Source organism: Pseudomonas sp. HMSC066A08, from assembly GCF_001813025.1.
In the GTDB taxonomy this organism is placed as follows: Bacteria; Pseudomonadota; Gammaproteobacteria; order Pseudomonadales; family Pseudomonadaceae; genus Pseudomonas; species Pseudomonas aeruginosa.
Genome location: NZ_KV811319.1, coordinates 1 through 22723, shown reverse-complemented (window position 1 = coordinate 22723; position 22723 = coordinate 1). Strand labels below are relative to the sequence as shown.

Here is a 22723-nt window from a genome sequence, read left to right as displayed (position 1 = left end):
AACCTCGAAGCTGCCGTCGGGACCGACCACCACGGTGGTGTCCGGCTGGCCGTCGCCATCGGTGTCGACACCGACGGTGGCGCCCGGTTCTGCGTTGCCGGAGACGCTGCTGCCGTCCGGCGCCACCTGCACGTCGGTGGCCGGCGCCGGGGCGGTGGTGTCCGGCGCCTCGACGGTCACCGGGGTGCTATTGTTGCCGGCCGGGTCGGTAACGATCACCGTCACCGTCTCGCCATTGGTCAGCGGCGGGTTCAGCGGAACCTCGAAGCTGCCGTCGGGACCGACCACCACGCTGGTGTCCGGCTGGCCGTCGCCGTCGGTATCGACGCCCACCGTCGAGCCGGGCTCGGCCTTGCCGATGACGCTGCTGCCGCCTGGCGTCACCTGCACGTCGGTGGCCGGCGCCGGGGCGGTGGTGTCCGGAGCGGTGACCTGGGCCGGCGGGCTGGCGTTGCCAGCCGGATCGGTGACCACCACGGTGACCGTCTGGCCATTGGTCAGCGGCGGGTTAAGCGGAGCGGTGAAATTGCCGTTGGCATCGGCGATCACGGTGACATCCGGCTTGCCGTCGCCATTGGTATCGATGCCGACGCTCGCGCCGGCCTCGGCCTGGCCGCTGATGCTGCTGCCGTCAGGCGCTATCTTCAGGCCGCTGGCCGCCTTCGGCGGAGTGGTGTCCGGGGGCACCGAAGAACCGCCGCCGCCACCGCCGCCGCTGCTGTTGGAAATCGCCACCCCGGCGCCGATGGCCGCCGCACCGACCAGCAGCGCAGTCCCTGCGCTCATGCCACCGAGCACACCGGCGCCGGTCAGCGACTCGAAACCGGCCAGGCTTTCCTGCGGGATGTAGCCGGCCATCAGCGGCCCGTCGGCGGCGACCGGCGGCAGATCTACCGCCACCAGCTTGTCCTTGTCGGCCAGGAAAAGCTGGCTGGAAGGCTGGCCTTCCGCATAGAAATTGGCGATCCGGACGCTTTCCCCGGTCTTCAGCTGGACGATCAGGTCCGAACCGCTCTTCGAGTATCCCGCCACCGACTCCGGTGCGATATCGAGCGCGACATTACTGCTCTGGGAGAGTTTGAGTATCCCGTTTTCCGGAACCTCGACGGCAGCCGCAGAAGAAATACTCTGATCGATAGGGGTAACTTTCGCCTGGATCGACATTTCCGACATTCCTCTTGTCAAGCAGCGACCGAACGGCCGCACCATGTAATCCAGAAATAGCAGCTTTTAAACAAAAGGCGAGTCTGACTTTATATATAACGACTAAGAAAAGCCTCAGCGAAAGTCCAATTGCGAAAATCTCTCGAGAACATGGAATCACTTAGCCATCACACTCCTATGTCATTGATAAATAATATATAATCAAAAAGTTATAATACTTTATGAACAACCCAAAGCCACCCATTCCGGCAAGTCGATCCGACAAACCAGCGGACAAATATCAGAACTCTACGATGCGGATTTCATAACAACTTGGCGGCAATGAAAAAGCATTACCCACAACTAATAGTTCTTCGGCACGGCGCGCCGAGAAGAGGACCTCGGCAGATCCCATGGAATGCTTTGCCGGCCTTCCCGCGAAACGGCATTCATCGCCCTGCAATCAAAGCGTCATCGTTACTCAACGAACAGAACAACCACATCCTCTTCCCCCTGACCATGGTCACGGTGCTGGCCCTGCCGATCAACATCGTCGCCGGCTTCTTCGGCATGAACGTCGGCGGGATTCCCTTCGCCGATGACCCTGAAGGCTTCTGGATCATGCTCGTGCTGGTCGCCAGCTTCACCTTCCTTGCCGGCCACTGGGCCTTCCGCAAGCGTGGCGACTATTGAGCGTGGACAACGCCGGTGGACAGTGGTTAGGTTGACCGACCACCGTCAGCCGGACCTTCCATGAGCCTTTCCCCCGCCGATCTCAAGCAACTCCAGGCCGCCAAGAACCTGCTGGAAAACCCTGGACTCACCGCGCAACTCACCAGCCTGCTGGGCACGCCGATCGAATACGGCCTGAAGAAGCTGCCGCGGAAGGTCAACGAAAAGCTCGGTTCGGTGATCGAGGGAGCGCTGCTGAAAGTCGCCCGCTCGGCCACCGCCACTCTCCAGGAAAACGCCAGCGGTCAGCCGGCGAACCGCCTGCATACCCTCGGCGCCGCCGTTTCCGGTGGCGTCGGCGGCTTCTTCGGGCCACTGGCGATGCTGGTCGAGGTGCCGGTCACCACCGGCATCATCTTCCGTTCCATCGCCGACATCGCGCGCAGCGAGGGCGAGTCGATCAGGGACATGGACACCCTGATGGCCTGTATCGAAGTCTTCGCCCTCGGCGGCAAATCCGCCTCGGACGACGCTTCGGAGTCCGGCTACTACGCGGTGCGTACGGCGCTGGCCCAGCAGGTCAAGGCGGCCGCCGACTTCCTCGGCAAGGACGCCGGCAGCAAGAAGGCCGCGCCGATGCTCCTGGCCCTGGTGCGCAAGGTCGCCGAGCGCCTGGGCGTGCAGTATTCGGAAAAGCTCGCGGCGCAGATCGTGCCCATCGTCGGTGCCCTCGGCGGCGCGGCGATCAACACGGTGTTCATGAACCATTTCCAGGCCATGGCGCGCGGTCACTTCGTCGTCCGCCGCCTGGAACGCCACTACGGCAAGGACGTGGTGCGCGACGCCTACGCCCTGCTGCCCCGGCGCGGCTGAGCAATGCCAGCGCGCGACTTCAGCCTGTTGCCCGCCTGCCTGGCAGGCGTGGAGGCGGTCGTCGCGGACAGCCTGCAGCGCTTCCCCCGACATTCCCACGCACAGTACGGCATCGGCCTGGTCGAGGCCGGCGCTCAGAAGTCCCTGAGCGGGCGCGGCATGGTCGAGGCCGAGGCCGGTGACCTGATCACCGTCAACCCCGGCGAAGTGCATGACGGCGCTCCGCTGGGCGGTCGCGCGCGGCGCTGGCGGATGCTCTACCTGGAGCCGGAGCTGCTGGTCGCCGCCTTCGCCGGGATCGACGAGCGCTCGGCGAGCCTGCCGGAGTTCACCCTCCCGGTGCTGCGCGCGCCGGCGCTGGCGGCGCCGTTCCGCCAACTGTTCGCGGTGCTGACCGTCCCCCTGGGCGAGGCCCGGGCGCTGGCCGTCGAGGAATCCCTGCTCGGACTGTTGGCCGAGCTGGCCATACCCTCGCACCGGCCGCTCCAGGCTCCGGCGGACAGCCGTATCCAGCTTCTGCGCCAACGGATCGACGACGACCCGCTGGCACCGCTGAGCCTCGCCGAGCTGGCCGACGCCGCCGGCCTCAGCCGCTACCAGGTGCTCCGCGCCTTCTCCCGCGCGACCGGCCTGACGCCTTACGCCTACCTGCTGCAACGCCGCCTGGAGCGCGCCCGCGCCCTGCTCGGCGGTAGCCAGCCGCTGGCGGAAATCGCCCTGGCCTGCGGCTTCGCCGACCAGAGCCATCTGACCCGGCTGTTCACCCGTCTCTATGGTGTCTCGCCGGGGCGCTACGCCCGGACCCGGCGCTGACTGCAATTTCGTTCAAGAACGCCACCCGCATCCCTGTTGCAGTAGGCCACCCCAACAGCGGAAACCGTCGTCATGCACTCCCGTTACCTCGCCTATGCCTGCCTCGCACTGGCCATGCTGCTGGTCGGCAGCACAGTGGTGGTCAGCAAGCTGCTCGCCCACGTCCTCGACCCCTTCCTCACCACCGCGCTGCGGCTGGCCCTCGCCCTGCCCTGCTTCCTCGTCCTGCTGCGTCTGTCCGGCCAGCGCTGGCCGCGCCTGACGCGGCGCGACGGGTACCTGCTGCTGGCGCAGGCCGCAGCCGGCAGCGTCGGCTACACGGTGCTGCTGATCGTCGGCCTCAGGTACACCAGCGCCGCCGACGCCGGGGTGATCCTCGGCGTCCTGCCACTGGTGGCGGCTGCGCTATCGATCCTGCTGCTCGGCGAACGTCCTTCGCCTCGTTTGCTGGCGGCCCTGGCGCTGGCTTCGGCCGGACTGGCGACGATCACCCTGCAGCCCGGTGGCGCGCGCGGCGCCTGGTTGGGCAACCTGCTGGTGCTGCTGGCGGTGAGCTGCGAAGCCCTGTTCATCCTGCTCAACAAGGCGCTGCGCACGACCATGACGCCGCTGGCGCTGTCCACCGCGCTGAGCACCCTCGGCCTGCTGCTGAGCCTGCCGCTGGCGCTGCCCGCCCTGCCCGAGCTGGCCACGCTGTCGCTGCCGGCACTGCTCGCCCTGCTCTACTACGCGCTGCTGCCGACGGTGGCCGGCTTCCTGCTCTGGTACACCGGCGCCAGCCGGGTCAGCGCCAGCGAAGCCTCGCTGTTCACCACGCTGCTGCCGGTCAGCGCGCTGCTGCTGGCGGTGACGCTGCTCGACGAGGAGCTGACGACGCGCCAGTTGCTCGGCCTCGGCGGTGTGCTGCTCGGCCTGCTGGGCGTCCTGCTGCCGGAGCGGCGGCGCGCGGAGCCTGGCTGAGGCCAGGCTCTTCGGCGTGTCAGAACGCCAGGCCGGGGTTGTACAACGGGCGGAAAGCGCAATGGGTGGTGCCGGCGCTCTGGTTGTAGAAATAGTAGCGGCGACAGTCGTTGTCGTAGTTGCTGGTGCCGACGTTGATCCGGTACGGGCCGAAGCTGGCCCCCTGCAGGGAAACGAAGGCGCCGTTGTAGAGCAGCGAGAAATGCAGGTGCGGTCCGGTGGAGCTGCCACCCTCGCAGAGCGCGGTGTTGATGTTGCCGGCATAGACGCCGAGCTTGGTGTCGGCGCTGACCTGCTGGCCGTTGCTCACCTGGATCTGGTCCATGTGGTAGTAGTTGGTCGCCCAGCCGCTGGGGTGGGTCACCCGTACCTGGCAGCGCGACAGCACCCGTACCGTGCCGGCGTGGGCGGCGACCACGCTGTAGGTCGGACTGCCCCAGCGCGGCCAGTCGTAGGACGCATCGAAGGACGAGTACGGATAGCCCGAGCCGGTGTTCGAATGCGCTCCGTTGGGCTGCCAGGAATAGCCCTGGCGCCAGGGCAATTGCATCAGGTTGGATGGCGGCGCCAGCGCGGCCTTCGCCTGGAGTTGCCGGGCCACGCGGTTGCGCGGCTGCAGGAGTTCCGCGGCCGGGGTGCCGAACAGGCGCTGGAAGGTCTGCGCGTAGGCACCGAGCGGATTGCCGCCTTGCACGGCGTACGCCTTCGCCCCCTCTCGCAACAGACCGAGCAGCGCGGCCGATGCCGCGTTCAGGCCGTCCTCGCCGACGGTCTTGCGCGCAGCCGCCTGGCGCAACTGGTATTCCTCGAAACCGTAGTAGCGCCGCGACAACTGCTGCAACACGTCGCGTACCTGGGCATCGAAGCCGCGTTTCGCCGACAACCGTCCCAGCGGCGCCGCCAAGGCGCGCTCGTCCGGCGCTCCCAACGGCCCGGACTGCATGGCCATCAGGGTCAGCAACACTTTCGGGTTGATGCTGTAGTAGCCGCTCCAGTGCTCCAGGTATTCGCTCTTGTCGCGCAGCGCCGGCGCGTTCAAGGCCAGGTAGGCCTCGAGGTCGAACGCCTCGGCGTCGCGACCGTAGAGGAACAGTTCGTCATTCAGCGGTAGGGCCACGCTGGGCAATTGCAACTGGCCGAGTAGCTCCGCCGAATAGCGGAAGGGCGGCAGGCCATCGTCATGGGCGTTGGCCGTGCCGCCCACGGCGAGCGCCAGCAGGGCGAAGAGGAACGGCGAGCGCGGGCTCGCCAGGGCGCGGGATCTTTTGTGCTGCATGGGTAGCTCCTGGTCATCGAAGGGAAACCTTGAAAGCCAGCAGCCCGGCGACATCGCCTCCGACGGGATAGCCTGGTCCGCTCCGCCGGTATTTCGCCCAGGCCGGGTTGCACGCCGCAGGACCGTGCAACGCCGTCACCCGGGAGGACAACTATCAGCTTTTGCAGTAGATCCGGTGCCCCGCTCCGTCCGGCTGTATAGCGTGCGGCAGCACACTACAACCGAGCCGAATCGATCACAGAACGCCAGGCGTCGGAAATACTTCGATACAGTCTGCGCGCGCTCAGCGTTCCTCGTCGGAGGAACCGTCGAGCGGATCACGACGCGCCAACTCGGCTTCGTCGAGGCCGTGCCCGGCTCCGATCTCGTTGCCATGCACGACCCTCAGGCGCTTGTCCGCGGGCGATTCGCCACCGCGCTCGGCCGGCGAGCGGGCGCCGCTTTCGTCGATCAGGGTCTCCGGCGCCAGATCGTCCATGCCGACGTTATCCTGATAACCATCGTCCTCGTCCGGCTGCCCGCCAGCGTGGCCCGCCTCGCGTACCCGCCGCGAGGAAAACTCGGCCTCCACCTCGGCCTCGGGCCGCTCGTCGCCGATCCGCGCCTTGCGCGCCTGGCGGCGCTCGTCGAAATCGAGTTCGCGCATCGAACCCATGCGGTCCTGGATATCATCGATTTCCTGGGGTGTGGTTTTCCGTCGTGTAGCCATGGCGACCTCCGTTGCGAATGGCGGGCGCGCGCCGGGGATGGCACGCGGCCCTTGTTCGGTCGACCGGCGAGGCGCGGGAAGATTCAGGAAATCCAACCGACGGCGGCCGCCTCGCAATCGCGGCGGCGGGCAAAAAAAAAGCCGGATCGGCCCGGGGCGGGCTGGACGATCCGGCGTAATCGAAGCGCGGGACGTCGCGCACCTTGCCGCCGGCACGGGCGGGAGGTGGCGCACAGCGTTTCGCAGGGAATGACCACGGGCACTGGCCGGTGGTCCAGGGGGAGTCAGGTCGGCACGGCTTCCTCGAGATAGTCGATGGCCTGGCGCACGGTCTCGATCCGTTCCACGTCGTCATCGGCGATCTCGACGCCGAACTCCACTTCCAGGGCCATGACCAGTTCGACCACCTCGAGCGACTCGGCACCGAAGTCGTTACGGAAGTCGCTGTCCAGCCGGATGTCGCATTCCTCCACGCCGAGCCGGGCGGCTACCAGTTTCCTCACTCTGGTCTCGATGTCGTCCATGCATTGCGGTCCCACTGCCCGGCCCTGGAAAAAAGTGCGGCTAATAAAGCCTCCGTCCCCGCCAGCGACAACTGCCAGATCTGGCAGTGGCGCTGCGCCGGAGCGCGACCGCCGCAGCGCGCCGGACAATCCGGTGGACACGGAACGCGACACGAGGATTTGAAGTCCGTCACAGGGCGCTTCCCGGCGTATGCGCAACCACCCGCGCCATCCTTCGCGGCAGGCCTCCGGGCAGCTCCGCCAGGGCCCGGCGTGCCTGCTCCGGGTCGAGGTAGTCGCCCTGCTCCACCGCGAACAGCTCCTGGCCATCGCGCAGTTCGCGGCGCAAACGCAACGACAGGCCCGGATGCCGCTCGATCAGCGCGCGCATGAAGGCTTCGTTGCTGCCCTCGACCAGCCGCACGGCGTAGCGCTGGGGTGACGGCGGCTGCGCGGCGTCCGTGTCCTGGCGAACCTCCGGCACCTCGCCGCCGCGACCGTTGCCCAGGGACGCCGGCTCCGCCAGGCGCGGCTTCTCCATCAGCACCGGGGCCGGAGCCGGATAGCTGCGCGGCGAGCCAGTAGGCGCCGGTGCGACCTGGGCGGCGGGACGCAGGTCGATGGCGCCGGCGCCCTCGAACAGCGGGCGTGCCGGTTCGCCGGCGGCACCGCGCAGCAACTGGATGGAACGGTAACGACCATGGCTGATGCGCTCCAGGCCGGCGGCATCGCGGACGATGCTCGGGCGCAGGAAAACCATCAGGTTGCGCTTCACCCGGGTCTCGCGGGACGAGCGGAACAGCCGGCCGACGCCGGGGAGGTCGCCCAGCAGCGGTACCCGCGAATCGCTGCGCTGCAGGTCGTCCTGGATCAGTCCGCCGAGGACGATGACCTGGCCGTCGTCGGCCAGCACGGTGCTCTTGATCGAGCGCTTGTTGGTCACCAGGTCCACCGCCTTCGCCGCCAGGGTGGCGGCTGGCGCGATGGAGGATATTTCCTGCTCGATCTCCAGGCGCAGCAAGCGGTCCTCGCCGATGTGCGGCGTGACCTTGAGGGTCACCCCGATATCCTTGCGCTCGACAGTGGTGAAGGGATTGCTCGAACCGCTGGCGCTGGTGGTGTAGCTGCCAGTCTGGAACGGCACGTTCTGGCCGACCAGGATCTCCGCCTTCTGGTTGTCCAGGGTCAGCAGGCTCGGCGTCGACAGCAGGTTGCTGCGGCTATTGCGGCTCAGCGCGGTGACCAGTGCGCCGAAATCGCGACTGCCGAGGCCGACTATCGCACCGTCTGGCAGCTCTGCCGGCGGCTTGCCGGCCTGCAACGCGCCCAGCAGCGTGCCGATGGACAACCCGCTGTCGGCGAAACCAGCGCCGCCGGCGACATGCCCGCTACGCAGCGCCCATTGCACCCCGAGGGCATCGCCGATCTCGCCGGACAGCTCGACGATCGCCGCCTCCACCAGCAGTTGCGCGCGCGGCACGTCGAGCTGGCGGACGATGTCCTCGAGCAGGCCGACATCCTCCGGGTCGGCGAGGATCACCAGGGCATTCAGCGATTCGTCGGCGCGCACCAGCAGGCCGCGCTTGCCGCGTCCCCGTCCATCCTGGCCCCGCTCGCCGTGCAGCGATTCGCCGATCTCCCCGAGGGTGGCGGCGAGGGTCTTGGCGTCGCCATGGCGCAGGCGGATCACCCGGCTGTTCGCCGACCGCGACGATGGAACGTCGAGCGACTGCGCCAGCCGCAGCAAGCGAGCTCGCGCCTGCGGCGGCCCGAGCAGGACCAGGCGGTTGCTGCGGCTGTCGGCGAGGACCTGGACGGTGGCGGCGTTCTTCCCGGCGGCCGGGGTGACGCTGCGATCGAGCACCTCGGCGATTTCCGCGACCCAGGCATGGCGCATGTCGTAGATGCTGTAGTCATGTTCGCCGGCCCGGTCGAGGCTGCGCACGATCGCCTCGATGCGCTCGATGTTGGCGCGGCGGTCGCTGACGATCAGGGCGTTGGCCGACGGCACGGCGGCCAGATGGCCATGGGCCGGGACCAGCGGCCGGATCATCGGGATCAGTTCCGCCACCGAGGTCTGCTGCGCCTGGACCACCCGCGTCTCCAGGCTGCCCGGCCCATCGCGGACGGTCTTCTGCGCGGCGTCCTGGCGTGCCTCCATGTTCGGCACGATACGCGCCTGGTCACCCTGCGGCAGCACCGCGTAGCCATGGGTGGCGAGCACCGAAAGGAACAGCTGGTAGACCTCCGCCAGGCTGAGCCGCGCCTGGGATACCACCGTGACCCGTCCCTTCACCCGCGGATCGACGACGAAGGTCTGGCCGCTGATGCTCGATACCTGCTCGATGAAGTCGCCGATCTCGGCATCCTTCATGTTGATCGTCCACTGCTCTTCCTCCTGCGCGGCGGCAGTCGCGGCAGGTGCCGGATGGACCGGCGGCGCCAGGCCGAGGACGACCAGCGACAGGACCAGGAGCAGCGGAGACAGGCGCTGGGCGGAACGGGAACTACAACGTGGCATGGATGGTTTCTGCCCCTTCGGCTTTGGGGAAATACAGACGTTCTTCATAACCCTGGTCGCGCAGCACCACATGGTCGCGATGAACCGCCAGCAGCACGGTGCCGGGGCGCACTTCGGCGCCCGGCAGGAAGCGCTGCGAGCGCCCGGCCACCGCGATCAGCGCCGCCGAGCGGTCCTCGCGACGCGCCAGGAAGCAGGCCAGCAGGCGCAATTGCAGACGCTCGCCCGCCGTCGCGCCGCGCGGCGACGGAGCACCGCCGAACAAGCCGGCTAACGCCGCGCGCGGGGCCGCTGAAGGGTTGGCTGGCGGCGCCGGGGCCGCTGCGGCGGGCAATTCCGCCAGCTCGCGGCGCAGCGAGCGCGTCTGGCTGGCCAGGCTGGCGCTGAGCAACGCCAGCAGCAGTACGCAAAGCACAGCGGGTGCATGCCCGGCCAGGCTGCGCAGGGAAACGGAAGACGATGGAAGGTGACGCGACATGCAGCAGGCGGATTCCGGCAAACGGGCGCGCTGCATCGACGCGGCTCGCCCAGGGGCGGCGAGCATAAGGGATGGGGCTGCGGCCTACGGCCGCGAAAGGGCAAAACTGTTAAAGCTGCCCGCTTTGATCCTTCGTGGCGGGAACTGGCCCACAAAACGCCAGGCGCGGGAAAGGCCTCAGCGCTTGCCCATCGAACGACGGGTACCGCGCGGCGCCATGCCGGGACGCTGGCCCTTGTCGTGGATCTTCCGCTGCGGATAGAGCTGGGCCTGGTTCTTCTTCGCCAGGGCGGCCTTCAGCAACGCGCTGGCGTCGCTCGGCGCGGCCTGGGCCGGAGCGTCGTCGGAGGAAAGGGCCTGGGGAAGAGCGTCGGGAGCGGAAGCCATGGCGTGTCCGGGTCGGGGGAAATCGTGGGGGCGCGATTATACATGGCTGCCCGGCTGTCCGGCAGCACCTGCCGGCGTATCGCCACGGGTCAACGCAGTTGCCACCAGCCCGGCAGCAACCGGCGCACCTTGGCCTGGGCGAAACGGTCGTCGATCAGGTGCACCACGCCGCGATCGCTGCGGCTGCGGATCACCCTCCCGGCGGCCTGGACCACCTTCTGCAGCCCCGGATACAGGTAGGTGTAGTCGTAGCCGTCACCGAACAGGCGCTGCATGCGCAGGCGGATCTGCTCGTTCACCGGATTCACCTGGGGCAACCCGAGGGTGGCGATGAAGGCACCGATCAGGCGCTCGCCAGGCAGGTCGATGCCTTCGCCGAAGGCACCGCCGAGCACGGCGAAGCCGATGCCCTCGCCGCCCGCGACGAAGCGCTCGAGGAAAGCCCGGCGCTCCGCCTCGTCCATCCGTCGCGTCTGGCTCCAGCACGGCACCCACGGGTATGCCTGGCGGAAGACGTCCAGCACCTGCTGCAAGTAATCGAAGCTGCTGAAGAAGGCCAGGTAGTTGCCCGGCCGCTGGCGAAACTGCTCGCCGAGAATCGCCGCGATGGGCGCCAGGGATGCCTGGCGCTGCGCATAGCGCGTGGAAACCCGCCGCTGTATGTGCACCTCCAGTTGCTCGGCGCTGAATGGCGAGTCCACTTCCAGCCAGGGCGTGCCCGCCGGCAGGCCGAGCAGGTCGGCGTAATAGTCGCGCGGCCCGAGGGTAGCGGAGAACAGCACGGTGGAGCGGCTGGCGGCGAAGCGCTCGGCGAGAAACGCCGCCGGCACCACGTTGCGCAGGCACAGCCGGGCCAGGCTGCGGCCGTTGCGGCCTGGGCGCTTCTCGATGTCGAACAGCGAATGCTCGCCGAACAGCTCGGCGAGACGGCCGAACTGCAGGATCGCGAAGTAGAACTCCTGCAACGCCGGCTCCAGCGCCTGCGGTTGCTCGGCGAGCAGGTCGTTGATCGCCGCCACCGCGTTCTGCAAGGCCAGGAGCAGCTTCTGCGGAGGCTCGTCGTAGGCCTGGTAGTCGTCCGCCTGGGTCTTGGCCAGTTCGTTCCAGGCACGCTGGATGCGCTCCAGCGGTTTCCTCAGGGCCTCCGGGGCGGTCTTGCGCACACCGAGGAAATCGCCCTGGTCGAGTTCGGCGGAATACATCCGCCGGCCACGCTCCACCAGGTTGTGCGCCTCGTCCACCAGTACCGCCACCCGCCACTGGTTGACCTGAGCCAGGCCATGGAGCATGGCGCCGAGGTCGAAGTAGTAGTTGTAGTCGCCCACCGCCAGGTCGCACCAGCGCGCCAGTTCCTGGCCCAGGTAGTAGGGACAGACCCGGTGCGCCAGCGCCACCTCGCGCAACCGCGCCTGGTCCAGCCAGCGCACCTCCACGGCGGCGGCACGGGCCGCCGGCAGGCGTTCGTAGAAGCCCTGGGCCAGGGGACAGGATTCGCCGTGGCAGGCCTTGTCCGGGTGCTCGCAGGCCTTGTCCCGCGCCACCAGTTCCAGTACCCGCACCGGCAGTCCGCCGGTCTCCCCTTCCAGGCTGCGCAGGGCATGCAGCGCGAGGGCCCGGCCCGGGGTCTTGGCGGCCAGGAAGAACAGCCGGTCCAGGCGCTGCCCGGGCATCGCCTTGAGTTGCGGGAACAGCGTGCCGATGGTCTTGCCGATCCCGGTCGGCGCCTGGGCCATCAGGCAACAACCGGCGGAGGCGGCCTTGTACACCGCTTCCGCCAGTTGCCGCTGGCCGTGGCGGAATTCGGCGTGGGGAAAGCGTAACGCGGCCAGTTCGCGGTCGCGCCGCTGGCGGTGCGCCAGTTCCTGCTCGGCCCAGGCGAGAAACGCCTGGCACTGGCTCTCGAAGAACAGCCGCAGCTCGTCGGCCCGCACCCGCTCGACGAAGCGGGTCTCCTTCTGGCTGCCGACCTCCAGGTAGACCAGCGCCAGTTCGACTTCCTCCAGCTTCCGTTCGGCGCAGAGCAGCCAGCCGTAGACCCTGGCCTGGGCCCAGTGCAGGTGCCGGTGGTTGGCCGGTTGCAGGGCGAGGTCACCGCGGTGGGTCTTGATTTCCTCCAGGCAGTTCGCCTGCGGATCGTAGCCATCCGCCCGGCCGCGCACCTGCAAGTGGCGGTAGCGTCCGCCCAGCGCCACCTCGCGCTGGTAGTGAGCGGGGCGCCGGGAGGTCACCAGGGTATGTCCGGCGATGCCTTCCAGGGCGCTGGGCGACGGGGTGAAGCGCAGGTCGAGGTCGCCGCGCTTGGCGGTGAACTCGCAAAGCGCGCGCACCGCCACCTGGTACAGCGCCTCGCCGCCCTGCTCAGTCATCGACATGCCAGCGCACGTAGCAGACCGCCACCGGCATCTCCCGCTCGCGGCAGAACTGCAGCCAGCGTAACTGGTTGTCCTGCAGGCGGTCGCCCGGTCCCTTGACCTCGACCATCCGGTAACGACGCTGCGCCGGCCAGAACTGGATCAGGTCCGGCAGGCCGGCGCGGTTGCCCGGGATATCCTCCAGCAGGCGTTCGAACCAGGCGCGCAGGTGGGCCGCCGGCAGGCAATCGAGCGCCTGTTCGAGCAGTTCCTCGCCAAGCAGCTCCCAGTAGACGAAGGGCGACTGCAGGCCGAACTTGTCGCGGTAGCGACAGCGGATCGCGTCGCGGTAGCTGCCGTCCTCCAGCCGCCCCAGGCAAGCCTCGAACAGGGCGGCGCGGCGCTGGCGGAAGTCAGCGCTGTGCAGGTCCGCCGGCGCGCTGTGGAAGGGATGGAAGAACGCCCCGGGAATGGCGGCGAAGATCGCCTCCCAGCAGAGCAGCCCGAACAGCGAATTGATCAGGCCGTTCTCGACGTAGTGCACCGCGCAACCCGGTTCTTCCAGGTGCTCGCGGACCGCCCACTCGACGCTACAGGGTTCGCTCGGGAACGCCAGGCACAGGTCCAGGCGTTCGATCTCCGGAGCCTCCGCCCGCGCCTGCCGCGGCAGGCCGAGCTTGCCTTGCAGGCGCGGCAGCAATCGAGCCAGGCCCTGGCGTTCGGCGTCGCTTTCCGGCGCACAGTTGGCCTCCCGCGCCAATGCATGGGCTTCGGCGAAGCGCTCGCCGCGCTCCAGGCTGCGAATCGCCCGCAGGCGCGCGCCGGGGTGGCTGGATTGGCGATAGAGCCGCTGGGCCAGGTCGAAATCCCGCTGCTTTTCGCAGTGCTGGGCGAACTGGAACAGCAGCTTGACCCGCCGCCCTTCCAGCCAGGGATTGGCGTAGGGTTCGCGCGGCAGGCCGGCGAGCAGTTCCTCCAGCGGCTCGCCGAGGTCGAAGCGCTGTCGGCAGTCGAACAGGTGGAGATAGGCGTCGACGTCGGCGCGCAGGCGAAAGCCGCGGGAATCGGCGGAAAACTCGACGCTTTCGTAACGATAGATACCCAGGTCGGCCAGGACGAATTCCGACCAGTCCTGCCACAGGTTGCCGAAATACATCAACCGCAAGCGGTCGCAGAGCGCCATGCAGCGCAACTCGTAGACCGGTTCGGCGAAGTCGGCCTGCCACTCGGCGAGCCGCCGCGCCTCGGGGAACAACGGCTGGAGCCGTTCCAGCAACGCATCCTTGCGCAGGTTCGCGCGCCCGAGATGGTCCCTGAACAGCTGCGACAATTCGTCCTTCTTCAGCAAGCCGAACAGTTGCGCCAGTTCCAGGGCCGGCTGCGCGTCCACCCAGCCCAATGCCAACAGCGGTTGCACGGCGGCGCGCGTGTCGCCGATCTCGGCATAGGCCAGCTTGCCTGCGCGGAACAGCGTGCCCTTGCGCATCACCATGCGTACCAGCAGGGCCTGGCTGGCTTCGGGCAGCTCGGCGAACGCGGCGATGAAGGCACGTTCCTGATCGTCGAGCAGATCGGCATAGCGTTCGCCGATCCAGGCGAGCACCGCGCGGAAGTTGTGCAGGTAGTAGAAGGGTTCGGGAAGCGCTGGGGAATTCACGGGAAGCGAAGCCTGGTACTGTTCATGCATACAGATACCAGCGCCCCCACGGCTTGGCAATGCGCATCCGATCAAGCGTCGCCGGCCTGGCGACGACTATCCAGGCACAAGGCATTCGTTATATAAAAATATTAATAACGAAACCTGCCCCGTATCGGACCCGATGAAGAAGATCCGCCAACGCAACCTGCAACTGATCCTCGACGCCGCCTGCGAAGTCTTCGCCGATTGCGGCTTCAGCGCCGCCCGGCTCAGCGACGTCGCCGAACGCGCCGGCGTGGCGAAGGCCAACGTGCTCTATTACTACCGCTCCAAGGCGCAACTCTACGAAGCGGTGCTGGACAGCATCGTCGAGCCCCTGCTGGAAGCCTCCCGGCCTTTCGCCGGCGACCAGCCGCCCGCCGAGGCGCTGCGTGCCTACGTCGATAACAAGATGCGCATCGGCGCCGAGCGGCCGCACGCGGCCAGGGTCTTCTCCTGCGAGATCATGCGCGGCGCGCCGCGCATGCCGGCGACGCTGCTGGAACGCCTCGACGCCCAGGCGGAACGCAACGCCGAGCGCATCCGCCAGTGGATCGACGAAGGCCTGCTGGCGCCGCTGGACCCGTACCACCTGTTGCTCAACCTGTGGGCGATGACCGAGTCCTATGCTCTCGGCGGCTGGCAACTGGCGCGCCTCACCGGCCAGGCCGGGCTGGACGCGAGCGACTACCGGCAGGCGGCGGAAAACATCGTCCGCCTGGTCTGCGCCGGCTGCCTGGCACTCCCCGGCGAGGGCGCGCCGCGTCGGCGTTTCCGCGCGCTGGCCGGCTGACCGCCTTGCGCCAGATCAATTTCCGCGTAGCGCTATATTCCAAAAGCCATAGCGAACCCCTAAGCTTGCGCCAGCCCCGTCCGCCAACTTCGTTCGCCCCCACAGGAGCACTCCATGACCACCCGCCCGCCCCAGCTGTTGCTCGCCCTCCTCGCCAGCGCCGTATCCCTGGCCGCCAGCGCCGACGAGGTGCAGGTCGCCGTCGCGGCCAACTTCACCGCGCCGATCCAGGCCATCGCCAAGGAATTCGAGAAAGACACCGGGCACAGGCTGGTCGCCGCCTACGGCGCCACCGGCCAGTTCTATACGCAGATCAAGAACGGCGCGCCGTTCCAGGTTTTCCTCTCCGCCGACGACAGCACCCCGGCGAAACTGGAGCAGGAGGGCGAGATCGTGCCCGGCTCGCGCTTCACCTATGCCATCGGCACCCTGGCACTCTGGTCGCCCAAGGCCGGCTACGTCGACGCCAAGGGCGAGGTGCTGAAGAGCGGCAGCTTCAGGCACCTGTCCATCGCCAACCCGAAGACCGCACCCTACGGCCTCGCCGCCACCCAGGCGATGGACAAGCTCGGCCTCGCCGCCACGCTCGGGCCGAAGCTGGTGGAAGGCCAGAACATCAGCCAGGCCTACCAGTTCGTTTCCAGCGGCAACGCCGAACTGGGCTTCGTCGCCCTGTCGCAGATCTACAAGGATGGTAAAGTCGCAACCGGCTCGGCCTGGATCGTTCCCGCCGAGCTGCACGACCCGATCCGCCAGGACGCGGTCATCCTCAACAAGGGCAAGGACAACGCCGCCGCCAAGGCCCTGGTCGACTACCTGAAGGGTGCCAAGGCCGCCGCGCTGATCAAGTCCTACGGCTACGAACTCTAAGGCGGGACCTGCATGGCGTTGCCACTCGACAGTACGGACCTGGCGGCCATCTGGCTGACCATCGAGCTGGCTTCGCTCACCACACTCCTCCTGCTGCTGATCGGCACGCCCATCGCCTGGTGGCTGGCGCGCACCCGCTCCTGGCTGAAGGGGCCGATCGGCGCGGTGGTGGCCCTTCCGCTGGTGCTGCCGCCGACGGTGATCGGTTTCTACCTGCTGGTCAGCATGGGTCCCAACGGTTTCATCGGCCAGCTCACCCAGAGCCTCGGTCTCGGTACCCTGCCCTTCACCTTCGCCGGCCTGGTGGTCGGCTCGGTGTTCTACTCGCTGCCCTTCGTCGTGCAACCGTTGCAGAACGCCTTCGAGGCGATCGGCGAGAAACCGCTGGAGGCCGCCGCGACCCTGCGCGCGAGCCCCGTCGACCGTTTCTTCAGCGTGGTCCTGCCGCTGGCCCGGCCGGGTTTCGTCACCGCCGCGATCCTCGGCTTCGCCCATACCGTCGGCGAGTTCGGCGTGGTGCTGATGATCGGCGGCAATATCCCGGAGAAAACCCGCGTGGTCTCGGTACAGATATTCGATCACGTCGAAGCCATGGAATACGCCCAGGCCCACTGGCTGGCCGGCGGCATGGTGGCGTTCTCCTTCGTCGTCCTCCTCGCCCTCTATTCGGGCCGGCGCCGCCGGCCGGGCTGGGCCTGAGATGGACGGCCTGCGCCTGCGCTTCCGTCGCGCCTATTCCGGCTTCGAACTGGACATCGACCTGGCTCTTCCCGGTCGTGGCGTGACCGCTCTGTTCGGCCATTCTGGCTCCGGCAAGAGCACCTGCCTGCGCTGTATCGCCGGCCTGGAAAAGGCCGCCGAGGGCGCGGTGACGATCAACGGCGAGACCTGGCAGGACAGCCGCCGCAACCTCTTCGTCGCGCCCCACCGGCGTGCCCTCGGCTACGTGTTCCAGGATGCCAACCTGTTCCGCCACCTGACGGTGCGGCGCAACCTGGCCTTCGGTCTCAAGCGCATCGCCGCCGCCGAACGCCGCGTCGAGCTGGAACAGGCCTGCGCCCTGTTGGGCATCGAGCACCTGCTGGAACGCATGCCGGAGCGCCTCTCCGGCGGCGAGCAGCAACGCGTCGGCATCGCCCGGGCCCTGCTCACCAGCCCGCGCCTGCTGCTGATGGACGAGCCGCTGGCATCCCTCGACCTGAAGCGCAAGGGCGAGATCCTGCCCTATCTCGAACGCCTGCACGAGGAACTGGACATCCCGGTGCTCTATGTCAGCCATTCGCCGGACGAAGTGGCGCGCCTGGCCGATCACCTGGTGCTGCTGGAGAACGGCAAGGTCCGCGCCAGCGGGCCGATCGGCGAAACCCTGGCGCGAGTCGACCTGCCGCTGGCGCTCGACGACGATGCCGGGGTGGTGATCGAGGGTACGGTCAGCGACCACGACCCGGCCTACGGCCTGCTGACCCTGGTCCTGCCCGGCAGCGCGCTGCAAATGCGCGTCGCCCACGCCCCGCTGGCCCCCGGCAAGCGCCTGCGCTTCAAGGTACAGGCACGCGACGTCAGCCTGAACCTGCGCGACGACGCCCAGAGCAGCATCCTCAACCGCCTGCCGGTACGGGTCCTGGAATTGGTCGATACCGACACCGCGGCCCACGTACTGGTGCGCCTGGATGCCGGCGGCAATCCGCTGCTGGCGCGGATCACCCGCTACTCACGGGACCAGTTGCAACTACGCCCCGGCCAGCTGTTGTGGGCGCAGATCAAGTCGGTGGCGGTGCTCGCCTGACCCCGGCCTCGCCTGCGGCGCCTAGCCCCTGGGCCAACGGTAGCGGATCAGCCGCCCCATCCGCCGCAGGAAGGCGAAGCCGTTGTAGATCGGCAGCATCAGCCGCGACGACTGCGGCAGCTTGGCAACGTCCTGCGGGTCATAGTCGGTGACCTCCTCGATGAAGCGCAGGGCCGGATGCCACCGCTCGAGTTCGCGCGGGTCGTCGATGCTCCAGTGCACCTGCGCCCCGGTCTCGCGCAGCGGCGGATACAGGCGCAACAGCATGATGCCGAGGCGGCCGTAGCCGTCGAACAGCAGTTCGCCGCTACCCAGGTGGTCGACCAGACGTTCCACCAGGCGTCGCACCTGGGACTCCCGCAGGTAAGGCATCAGCCCCTCGGCCAGGACCAGGGCGGGCCGCTCGCGCGGCACCCGTTCCAGCCAGCCGTCGTCGTCCACCGAGTGGCGCAGCGCCCGATAGGCGCCGGCGCGCGGCGGGTAGAGTCGCTCGCGCAGGTCCATGACCTCCGGGTAGTCGAGGTCGAACCAGGGCAGCTCGGCCGGCGGATCGACCCGGTAGATGCGGCTGTCCAGGCCGCAACCGAGGTTGAGCACCTGCCCCTCGGGATGGCGGCCGAGGAACTCGCGACAGGCCTGGTCGAAGTAATGCGAGCGCATGGCCAGGGCCCGTTCGTTGCCCTTGCCGAGGGCGACCCTGGAGAAGTCGAAGTCGATCTGCCGCACCGCCTCCTCGGCGAAACGGTCATGGAGGATGGAATCCTCCAGGCGGCTATCCAGCGCCTTGGCGTAGAGGGTGATCAGGAGCGTCTGCTTTTCTCCGGTGAGGGTAATGCGGTGGCCGGGCATGAAAACCTCCTGCGGGCACGCGTGCCTCTTCAGTCCTTGCCGAAAACATCGCTATGCTTCGGCAATGATTGCCCTGGAGTCACGAATGAAAGCCAACTCCGATGAACTGCAAAGCTTCGTCAGTGTAGTCGACAGCGGTTCCATCAGCGCCGCCGCGGAACAGATGGGACTGACCGCCTCGGCCGTCAGCCGGACCCTCTCGCGCCTCGAGCACAAGCTCGGCACCACCCTGCTCAACCGCACCACCCGGCGCATGGAGCTGACCGAGGAAGGCCGCTACTTCCTCGACCAGGCACGGCAGATCCTGCAGCAGATGGAGGCGCTCGAGGAACGCCTGGCCCTGCGCCGGCAGAGCCCCGCCGGACGCCTGCGGATCAACGCCGCCTCGCCCTTCATGCTGCACGCGGTGGTGCCGCACATCGGCGAGTTCCGCCGGCTGTACCCGAACATCCAGCTCGAACTCAACACCAACGACCTGATCATCGACCTGTTGGAGCAACGCACCGACGTGGCGATCCGCATCGGCGCGCTCAGCGACTCCACCCTGCACGCGCGGCCGCTGGGCGCCAGCCGCCTGCACATCCTCGCCAGCCCGGAGTACCTGGCCCGCCACGGCACGCCGGCGAGCATCGAGGGGCTGCGAGGGCACACCCTGCTCGGCTTCACCCAGCCCGAGCACCTCAACCGCTGGCCGGTGGTGCACGCCGACGGCGATCGCCTGGAGATCCAGCCGGATATCTCTGCCTCCAGCGGCGAGACCCTCCGCCAACTGGCCCTGAGCCACCAGGGCATCGTCTGCCTGGCCAGCTTCATGACCGACCGCGATATCCAGGACGGGCGCCTGGTGCCGCTGTTCGCCGAACAGATGAGCGAATACCGGCAACCGATCCACGCCGTCTACTATCGCAACTCGCAACTGGCGCTGCGCATCCAGTGCTTCCTCGACTTCATCCAGCAGCGCCTGGGCGCCTGAGACCGACGGTGAACGAATCCCTCGATTTCTCGCCCTACCTCGAGCGCTGGGCGTTGCAACCCGACGGCGAGCCCTTCGCCACCCACAGCAGCCGCCTGCTGCCGGTGCGCCATCGCGGCGCAGCGGCGATGCTGAAGATATCCAGTGCCGAAGAAGAGCGTTTCGGCCACGTACTGCTCAACTGGTGGGCCGGCCAGGGCGCGGCCAGGGTGCTGGCCTACGACCACCAGGCGCTGCTGATGGAGCGTGCCACCGGCGGGCGCTCGCTGCTGGAAATGGTCAGGCGCGGCGACGACGACGAGGCTACGCGTATCCTCTGCCAGGCCATCGAACGCATCCATGCCCCGCGCTCGGGAGCGTTGCCGGAGCTGACCCCGCTGGAGCGCTGGTTCGACTCGCTGTATGCCGCCGAGCGCCGCTACGGCGGACTCTACGTCGACTGTGCGAATGCCGCCCGCTACCTGCTGGAAACCGCTCGCGAACAGCGCCCGCTGCATGGCGACATCCACCACGGCAATGTGCTCGACTTCGGCGAGCGCGGCTGGCAAGTCATCGACCCCAAGCGGCTCTACGGCGAGCGCGGCTACGACTACGCCAACCTGTTCACCAATCCCGACGCGAAGACCGCCCAGGCGCCCGGCCGTTTCGAGCGCCAGCTGGAGATCGTCGTCGCCGCCAGCGGCCTGCAGCGCCGCCGCCTGCTGCAATGGATCCTGGCCTGGACCGGACTCTCGGCGGCCTGGTTCGACGAGGACGGCAACCGCGAGGAGACCGAAGCCGAGCTGGCCATCGCCCGCCTGGCCCTGGCAAACCTCGCTCGAACGCCTGCGCAATGAACTGTGCGGCGGCTCCCGCGCTCCAACGCGAGGCACTGTTCCGCCGCCGCGATCCGGTGTCAAATACACACCCCGCCAAGATGGCGGTGCCCACCACCCAGTAAGGAAACCCAAGATGGCCGGAGCCAGCCTCCTCACCCTCCTCGACGATATTGCCGCGGTGCTCGACGACGTCTCGCTGATGACCAAGGTCGCCGCGAAGAAGACCGCCGGTGTCCTCGGCGACGACCTGGCCCTCAACGCCCAGCAGGTCACCGGGGTCAACGCCGACCGCGAACTGCCGGTGGTCTGGGCGGTAGCCAAGGGCTCGCTGCGGAACAAGGCGATCCTCGTCCCCGCCGCGCTGTTGATCAGCGCCTTCGCGCCCTGGGCGGTGATCCCGCTGTTGATGCTCGGTGGCGCCTATCTGTGCTTCGAGGGCTTCGAGAAGATCGCCCACAAATACCTGCCCCATGACGACGAGCACGACGACGAGGCGGCGCTGACGGCCAATGTCGACGTGGCCGCCCTGGAAAAGCAGAAGATCGGCGGCGCGATCCGTACCGACTTCATCCTCTCCGCGGAAATCATCGCCATCACCCTGGGTACCGTCGCCGAGTCCAGCTTCACCACCCAGGTACTGGTGCTGGCCGGCATCGCCCTGGTGATGACCATCGGCGTCTACGGCCTGGTCGCCGGCATCGTCAAGCTGGACGACGCCGGCCTCTACCTGTCCAGGCGCGACAGCGGCTTCGCCCAGGGGCTCGGCGGCGCCATCCTGCGCACCGCGCCGTACCTGATGAAAGGCTTGTCGGTGGTCGGCATGGCGGCGATGTTCATGGTCGGCGGCGGCATCCTCACCCACGGTATCCCGGTGGTCCACCACGTCATCGAACAGGCCGCGCAGAGCGTCGCCGGCATCGCCACGCTGGGGCCGCTGCTGGCGGCGATCACCCCGACCCTGCTGAACTTCCTGTTCGGCATCGTCGCCGGCGCGGTGGTCCTGGCGGTGGTGCTGCTGGTCAAGCGCCTGCTGCCGAAGAAGAAAAAGACTGGCTGAGCCTGCCATCGCCGGCAGCGCCATCGCATAGGGCGGATCACGCACCGGCGTCATCCGCCGTCACCGCGGCAGGAACGGCGGATAGCCACCAAACGGCTATTCGCCCTGGCGCTAACCTCGTCCTCATCGCGCAAGGCGATTGTGCACCCTGCCCCGGAAGACTCTCTCCGTTTCAATTCAATAATTTTGCACTGTAATAGCAACATTATTCGTTGGAGACGAATAAAGCTCCCCTCCTAGAATGGCCACCAGTGCCATGAGCCGTCTGTTCCGAGCCTTCCAGACGAAGATCCGACCTCCGCACTCCATCGACCCGGCAACGGGATACCCAGAAAAATACCGATAACCCAACGAGGACCCGAGGGTCGCGCCTGCTCGCCAGCCGGCCGGACCCCGGGGCCCGGCGTGCCAGCGACCATGAACGATACGGATAGCAGAAAAGATCCGGACGGCTACAACTACGACGTCGTCCGCCAGTTCACCCTGATGACCCTGGTCTGGGGCATCCTCGGCATGGGCCTGGGGGTGTTCATCGCCGCCCAACTGGTCTGGCCGGCGCTCAACCTCGACCTGCCCTGGACCAGCTTCGGCCGCATCCGCCCGATACACACCAGCCTGGTGATCTTCGCCTTCGGCGGCAGCGCGTTGTTCGCCACCTCCTTCTACGTGGTGCAGCGCACCAGCGGCGTGCGGCTGATCTCCGATTCCCTGGCGCGCTTCGTGTTCTGGGGCTGGCAGGCAGCGATCGTGGGGATGATCGTCAGCTACCCGCTGGGCTATACCACCTCCAAGGAATACGCCGAGATGGAATGGCCGCTGGCGCTGTGGATGGCGATCGTCTGGGTGGTCTACGCCTACCTGTTCTTCGGCACCATCGCCCGCCGCACGGTGAAGCACATCTACGTCGGCAACTGGTTCTACGGCGCCTTCATCATCGTCACCGCGATGGTCCATATCGTGAACCACGCATTGCTGCCGGTGAGCCTGGGCAAGTCCTACTCGGCCTATTCCGGCGCCACCGACGCGATGATCCAGTGGTGGTACGGGCACAGCGTGGTCGGCTTCATCCTCTCGGTCGGCTTCCTCGGCATGATGTACTACTTCGTGCCCAAGCAGGCCGGGCGACCGATCTACTCCTATCGCCTGTCCATCGTGCATTTCTGGGCGATCATCTCGATCTACATCTGGGCCGGCCCGCACCACCTGCACTACA

The 22723-nt window shown here is 67.7% G+C and carries 21 protein-coding genes and 1 pseudogene; 12 read left to right on the top strand and 10 right to left on the bottom strand.

Annotation, left to right across the window (positions count from 1 at the left end):
* Positions 1-1164: Ig-like domain-containing protein (locus HMPREF2886_RS35050; protein WP_256562553.1), on the bottom strand; the 1164-nt coding region annotated here is incomplete at its 3' end.
* Between the two features lie 459 nt (positions 1165-1623).
* Here HMPREF2886_RS35050 and HMPREF2886_RS33555 point away from each other — a divergent pair.
* The 4 genes and pseudogenes from HMPREF2886_RS33555 to HMPREF2886_RS19595 form a co-directional block, all read left to right on the top strand.
* Positions 1624-1836, top strand: a pseudogene (locus HMPREF2886_RS33555) (CorA family divalent cation transporter); the annotation flags it as partial.
* Between the two features lie 60 nt (positions 1837-1896).
* Positions 1897-2688: an EcsC family protein gene (locus HMPREF2886_RS19605; protein ID WP_003106675.1), complete on the top strand. Its 792-nt coding sequence runs from the start codon at positions 1897-1899 to the stop codon at positions 2686-2688.
* Between the two features lie 3 nt (positions 2689-2691).
* Positions 2692-3501, top strand: a complete 810-nt coding sequence (locus HMPREF2886_RS19600; protein ID WP_058173396.1) for a helix-turn-helix transcriptional regulator — start codon at positions 2692-2694, stop codon at positions 3499-3501.
* A gap of 72 nt (positions 3502-3573) precedes the next feature.
* Positions 3574-4461: a DMT family transporter gene (locus HMPREF2886_RS19595; RefSeq protein WP_033977205.1), complete on the top strand. Its 888-nt coding sequence runs from the start codon at positions 3574-3576 to the stop codon at positions 4459-4461.
* Positions 4462-4480: 19 nt separating this feature from the next.
* On the opposite strand, the gene lasA is transcribed toward HMPREF2886_RS19595, so the two are convergent.
* From lasA to fan1, 8 genes are all read right to left on the bottom strand, one after another.
* Positions 4481-5737: an elastinolytic metalloprotease LasA gene (gene lasA / locus HMPREF2886_RS19590; protein WP_033977207.1), complete on the bottom strand. Its 1257-nt coding sequence runs from the start codon at positions 5735-5737 to the stop codon at positions 4481-4483.
* A 283-nt stretch (positions 5738-6020) separates the two neighbouring features.
* Positions 6021-6446: a hypothetical protein gene (locus HMPREF2886_RS19585; RefSeq protein ID WP_003120217.1), complete on the bottom strand. Its 426-nt coding sequence runs from the start codon at positions 6444-6446 to the stop codon at positions 6021-6023.
* Positions 6447-6730: 284 nt separating this feature from the next.
* Positions 6731-6970 carry an acyl carrier protein gene (gene acpP / locus HMPREF2886_RS19580; protein WP_033971762.1) on the bottom strand — a complete coding sequence of 80 codons (240 nt, stop codon included), beginning with the start codon at positions 6968-6970 and terminating at the stop codon, positions 6731-6733.
* 169 nt (positions 6971-7139) lie between these two features.
* The gene (gene gspD / locus HMPREF2886_RS19575) at positions 7140-9470 is read right to left on the bottom strand and encodes a type II secretion system secretin GspD (RefSeq protein WP_070748132.1); all 2331 of its coding nucleotides are present in this window, start codon (positions 9468-9470) and stop codon (positions 7140-7142) included.
* Positions 9457-9984, bottom strand: a complete 528-nt coding sequence (locus HMPREF2886_RS19570; RefSeq protein ID WP_058018122.1) for a type II secretion system protein N — start codon at positions 9982-9984, stop codon at positions 9457-9459. Before HMPREF2886_RS19570 ends, gspD begins: the two co-directional genes overlap by 14 nt.
* 141 nt (positions 9985-10125) lie before the next feature.
* The gene (locus HMPREF2886_RS19565) at positions 10126-10335 is read right to left on the bottom strand and encodes a hypothetical protein (RefSeq protein WP_003088087.1); all 210 of its coding nucleotides are present in this window, start codon (positions 10333-10335) and stop codon (positions 10126-10128) included.
* Positions 10336-10424: 89 nt separating this feature from the next.
* Positions 10425-12701, bottom strand: a complete 2277-nt coding sequence (locus HMPREF2886_RS19560; RefSeq protein ID WP_070748130.1) for an ATP-dependent DNA helicase — start codon at positions 12699-12701, stop codon at positions 10425-10427.
* The gene (gene fan1 / locus HMPREF2886_RS19555) at positions 12694-14373 is read right to left on the bottom strand and encodes a nuclease Fan1 (protein WP_070748128.1); all 1680 of its coding nucleotides are present in this window, start codon (positions 14371-14373) and stop codon (positions 12694-12696) included. The genes HMPREF2886_RS19560 and fan1 overlap by 8 nt, the downstream gene beginning before the upstream one ends.
* A gap of 133 nt (positions 14374-14506) precedes the next feature.
* Between fan1 and HMPREF2886_RS19550 the strand changes: the two genes are divergently transcribed.
* The 4 genes from HMPREF2886_RS19550 (at position 14507) to modC (ending at position 17813) form a co-directional block, all read left to right on the top strand.
* Positions 14507-15157 carry a TetR/AcrR family transcriptional regulator gene (locus HMPREF2886_RS19550; RefSeq protein WP_033971757.1) on the top strand — a complete coding sequence of 217 codons (651 nt, stop codon included), beginning with the start codon at positions 14507-14509 and terminating at the stop codon, positions 15155-15157.
* Between the two features lie 114 nt (positions 15158-15271).
* The gene (gene modA, locus HMPREF2886_RS19545) at positions 15272-16027 is read left to right on the top strand and encodes a molybdate ABC transporter substrate-binding protein (RefSeq protein WP_057387935.1); all 756 of its coding nucleotides are present in this window, start codon (positions 15272-15274) and stop codon (positions 16025-16027) included.
* A gap of 12 nt (positions 16028-16039) precedes the next feature.
* Positions 16040-16726, top strand: a complete 687-nt coding sequence (gene modB / locus HMPREF2886_RS19540) for a molybdate ABC transporter permease subunit (protein WP_003088068.1) — start codon at positions 16040-16042, stop codon at positions 16724-16726.
* Between the two features lies 1 nt (position 16727).
* The gene (gene modC / locus HMPREF2886_RS19535; RefSeq protein WP_070748125.1) at positions 16728-17813 is read left to right on the top strand and encodes a molybdenum ABC transporter ATP-binding protein; all 1086 of its coding nucleotides are present in this window, start codon (positions 16728-16730) and stop codon (positions 17811-17813) included.
* Between the two features lie 21 nt (positions 17814-17834).
* Here the strand turns inward: modC and HMPREF2886_RS19530 are convergent, their stop codons facing one another.
* Complete coding sequence (locus HMPREF2886_RS19530) at positions 17835-18662, bottom strand: class I SAM-dependent methyltransferase (RefSeq protein WP_070748123.1); 828 nt, start codon at positions 18660-18662, stop codon at positions 17835-17837.
* Positions 18663-18747: 85 nt separating this feature from the next.
* Between HMPREF2886_RS19530 and HMPREF2886_RS19525 the strand changes: the two genes are divergently transcribed.
* From HMPREF2886_RS19525 to HMPREF2886_RS19510, 4 genes are all read left to right on the top strand, one after another.
* Positions 18748-19635: a LysR family transcriptional regulator gene (locus HMPREF2886_RS19525; protein ID WP_033971754.1), complete on the top strand. Its 888-nt coding sequence runs from the start codon at positions 18748-18750 to the stop codon at positions 19633-19635.
* Between the two features lie 8 nt (positions 19636-19643).
* Complete coding sequence (locus HMPREF2886_RS19520) at positions 19644-20471, top strand: aminoglycoside phosphotransferase family protein (protein ID WP_033971753.1); 828 nt, start codon at positions 19644-19646, stop codon at positions 20469-20471.
* A gap of 115 nt (positions 20472-20586) precedes the next feature.
* Positions 20587-21510, top strand: a complete 924-nt coding sequence (locus HMPREF2886_RS19515; protein WP_033977215.1) for a DUF808 domain-containing protein — start codon at positions 20587-20589, stop codon at positions 21508-21510.
* Positions 21511-21927: 417 nt separating this feature from the next.
* Positions 21928-22723: cbb3-type cytochrome c oxidase subunit I (locus HMPREF2886_RS19510; protein WP_177344459.1), on the top strand; the 796-nt coding region annotated here is incomplete at its 3' end.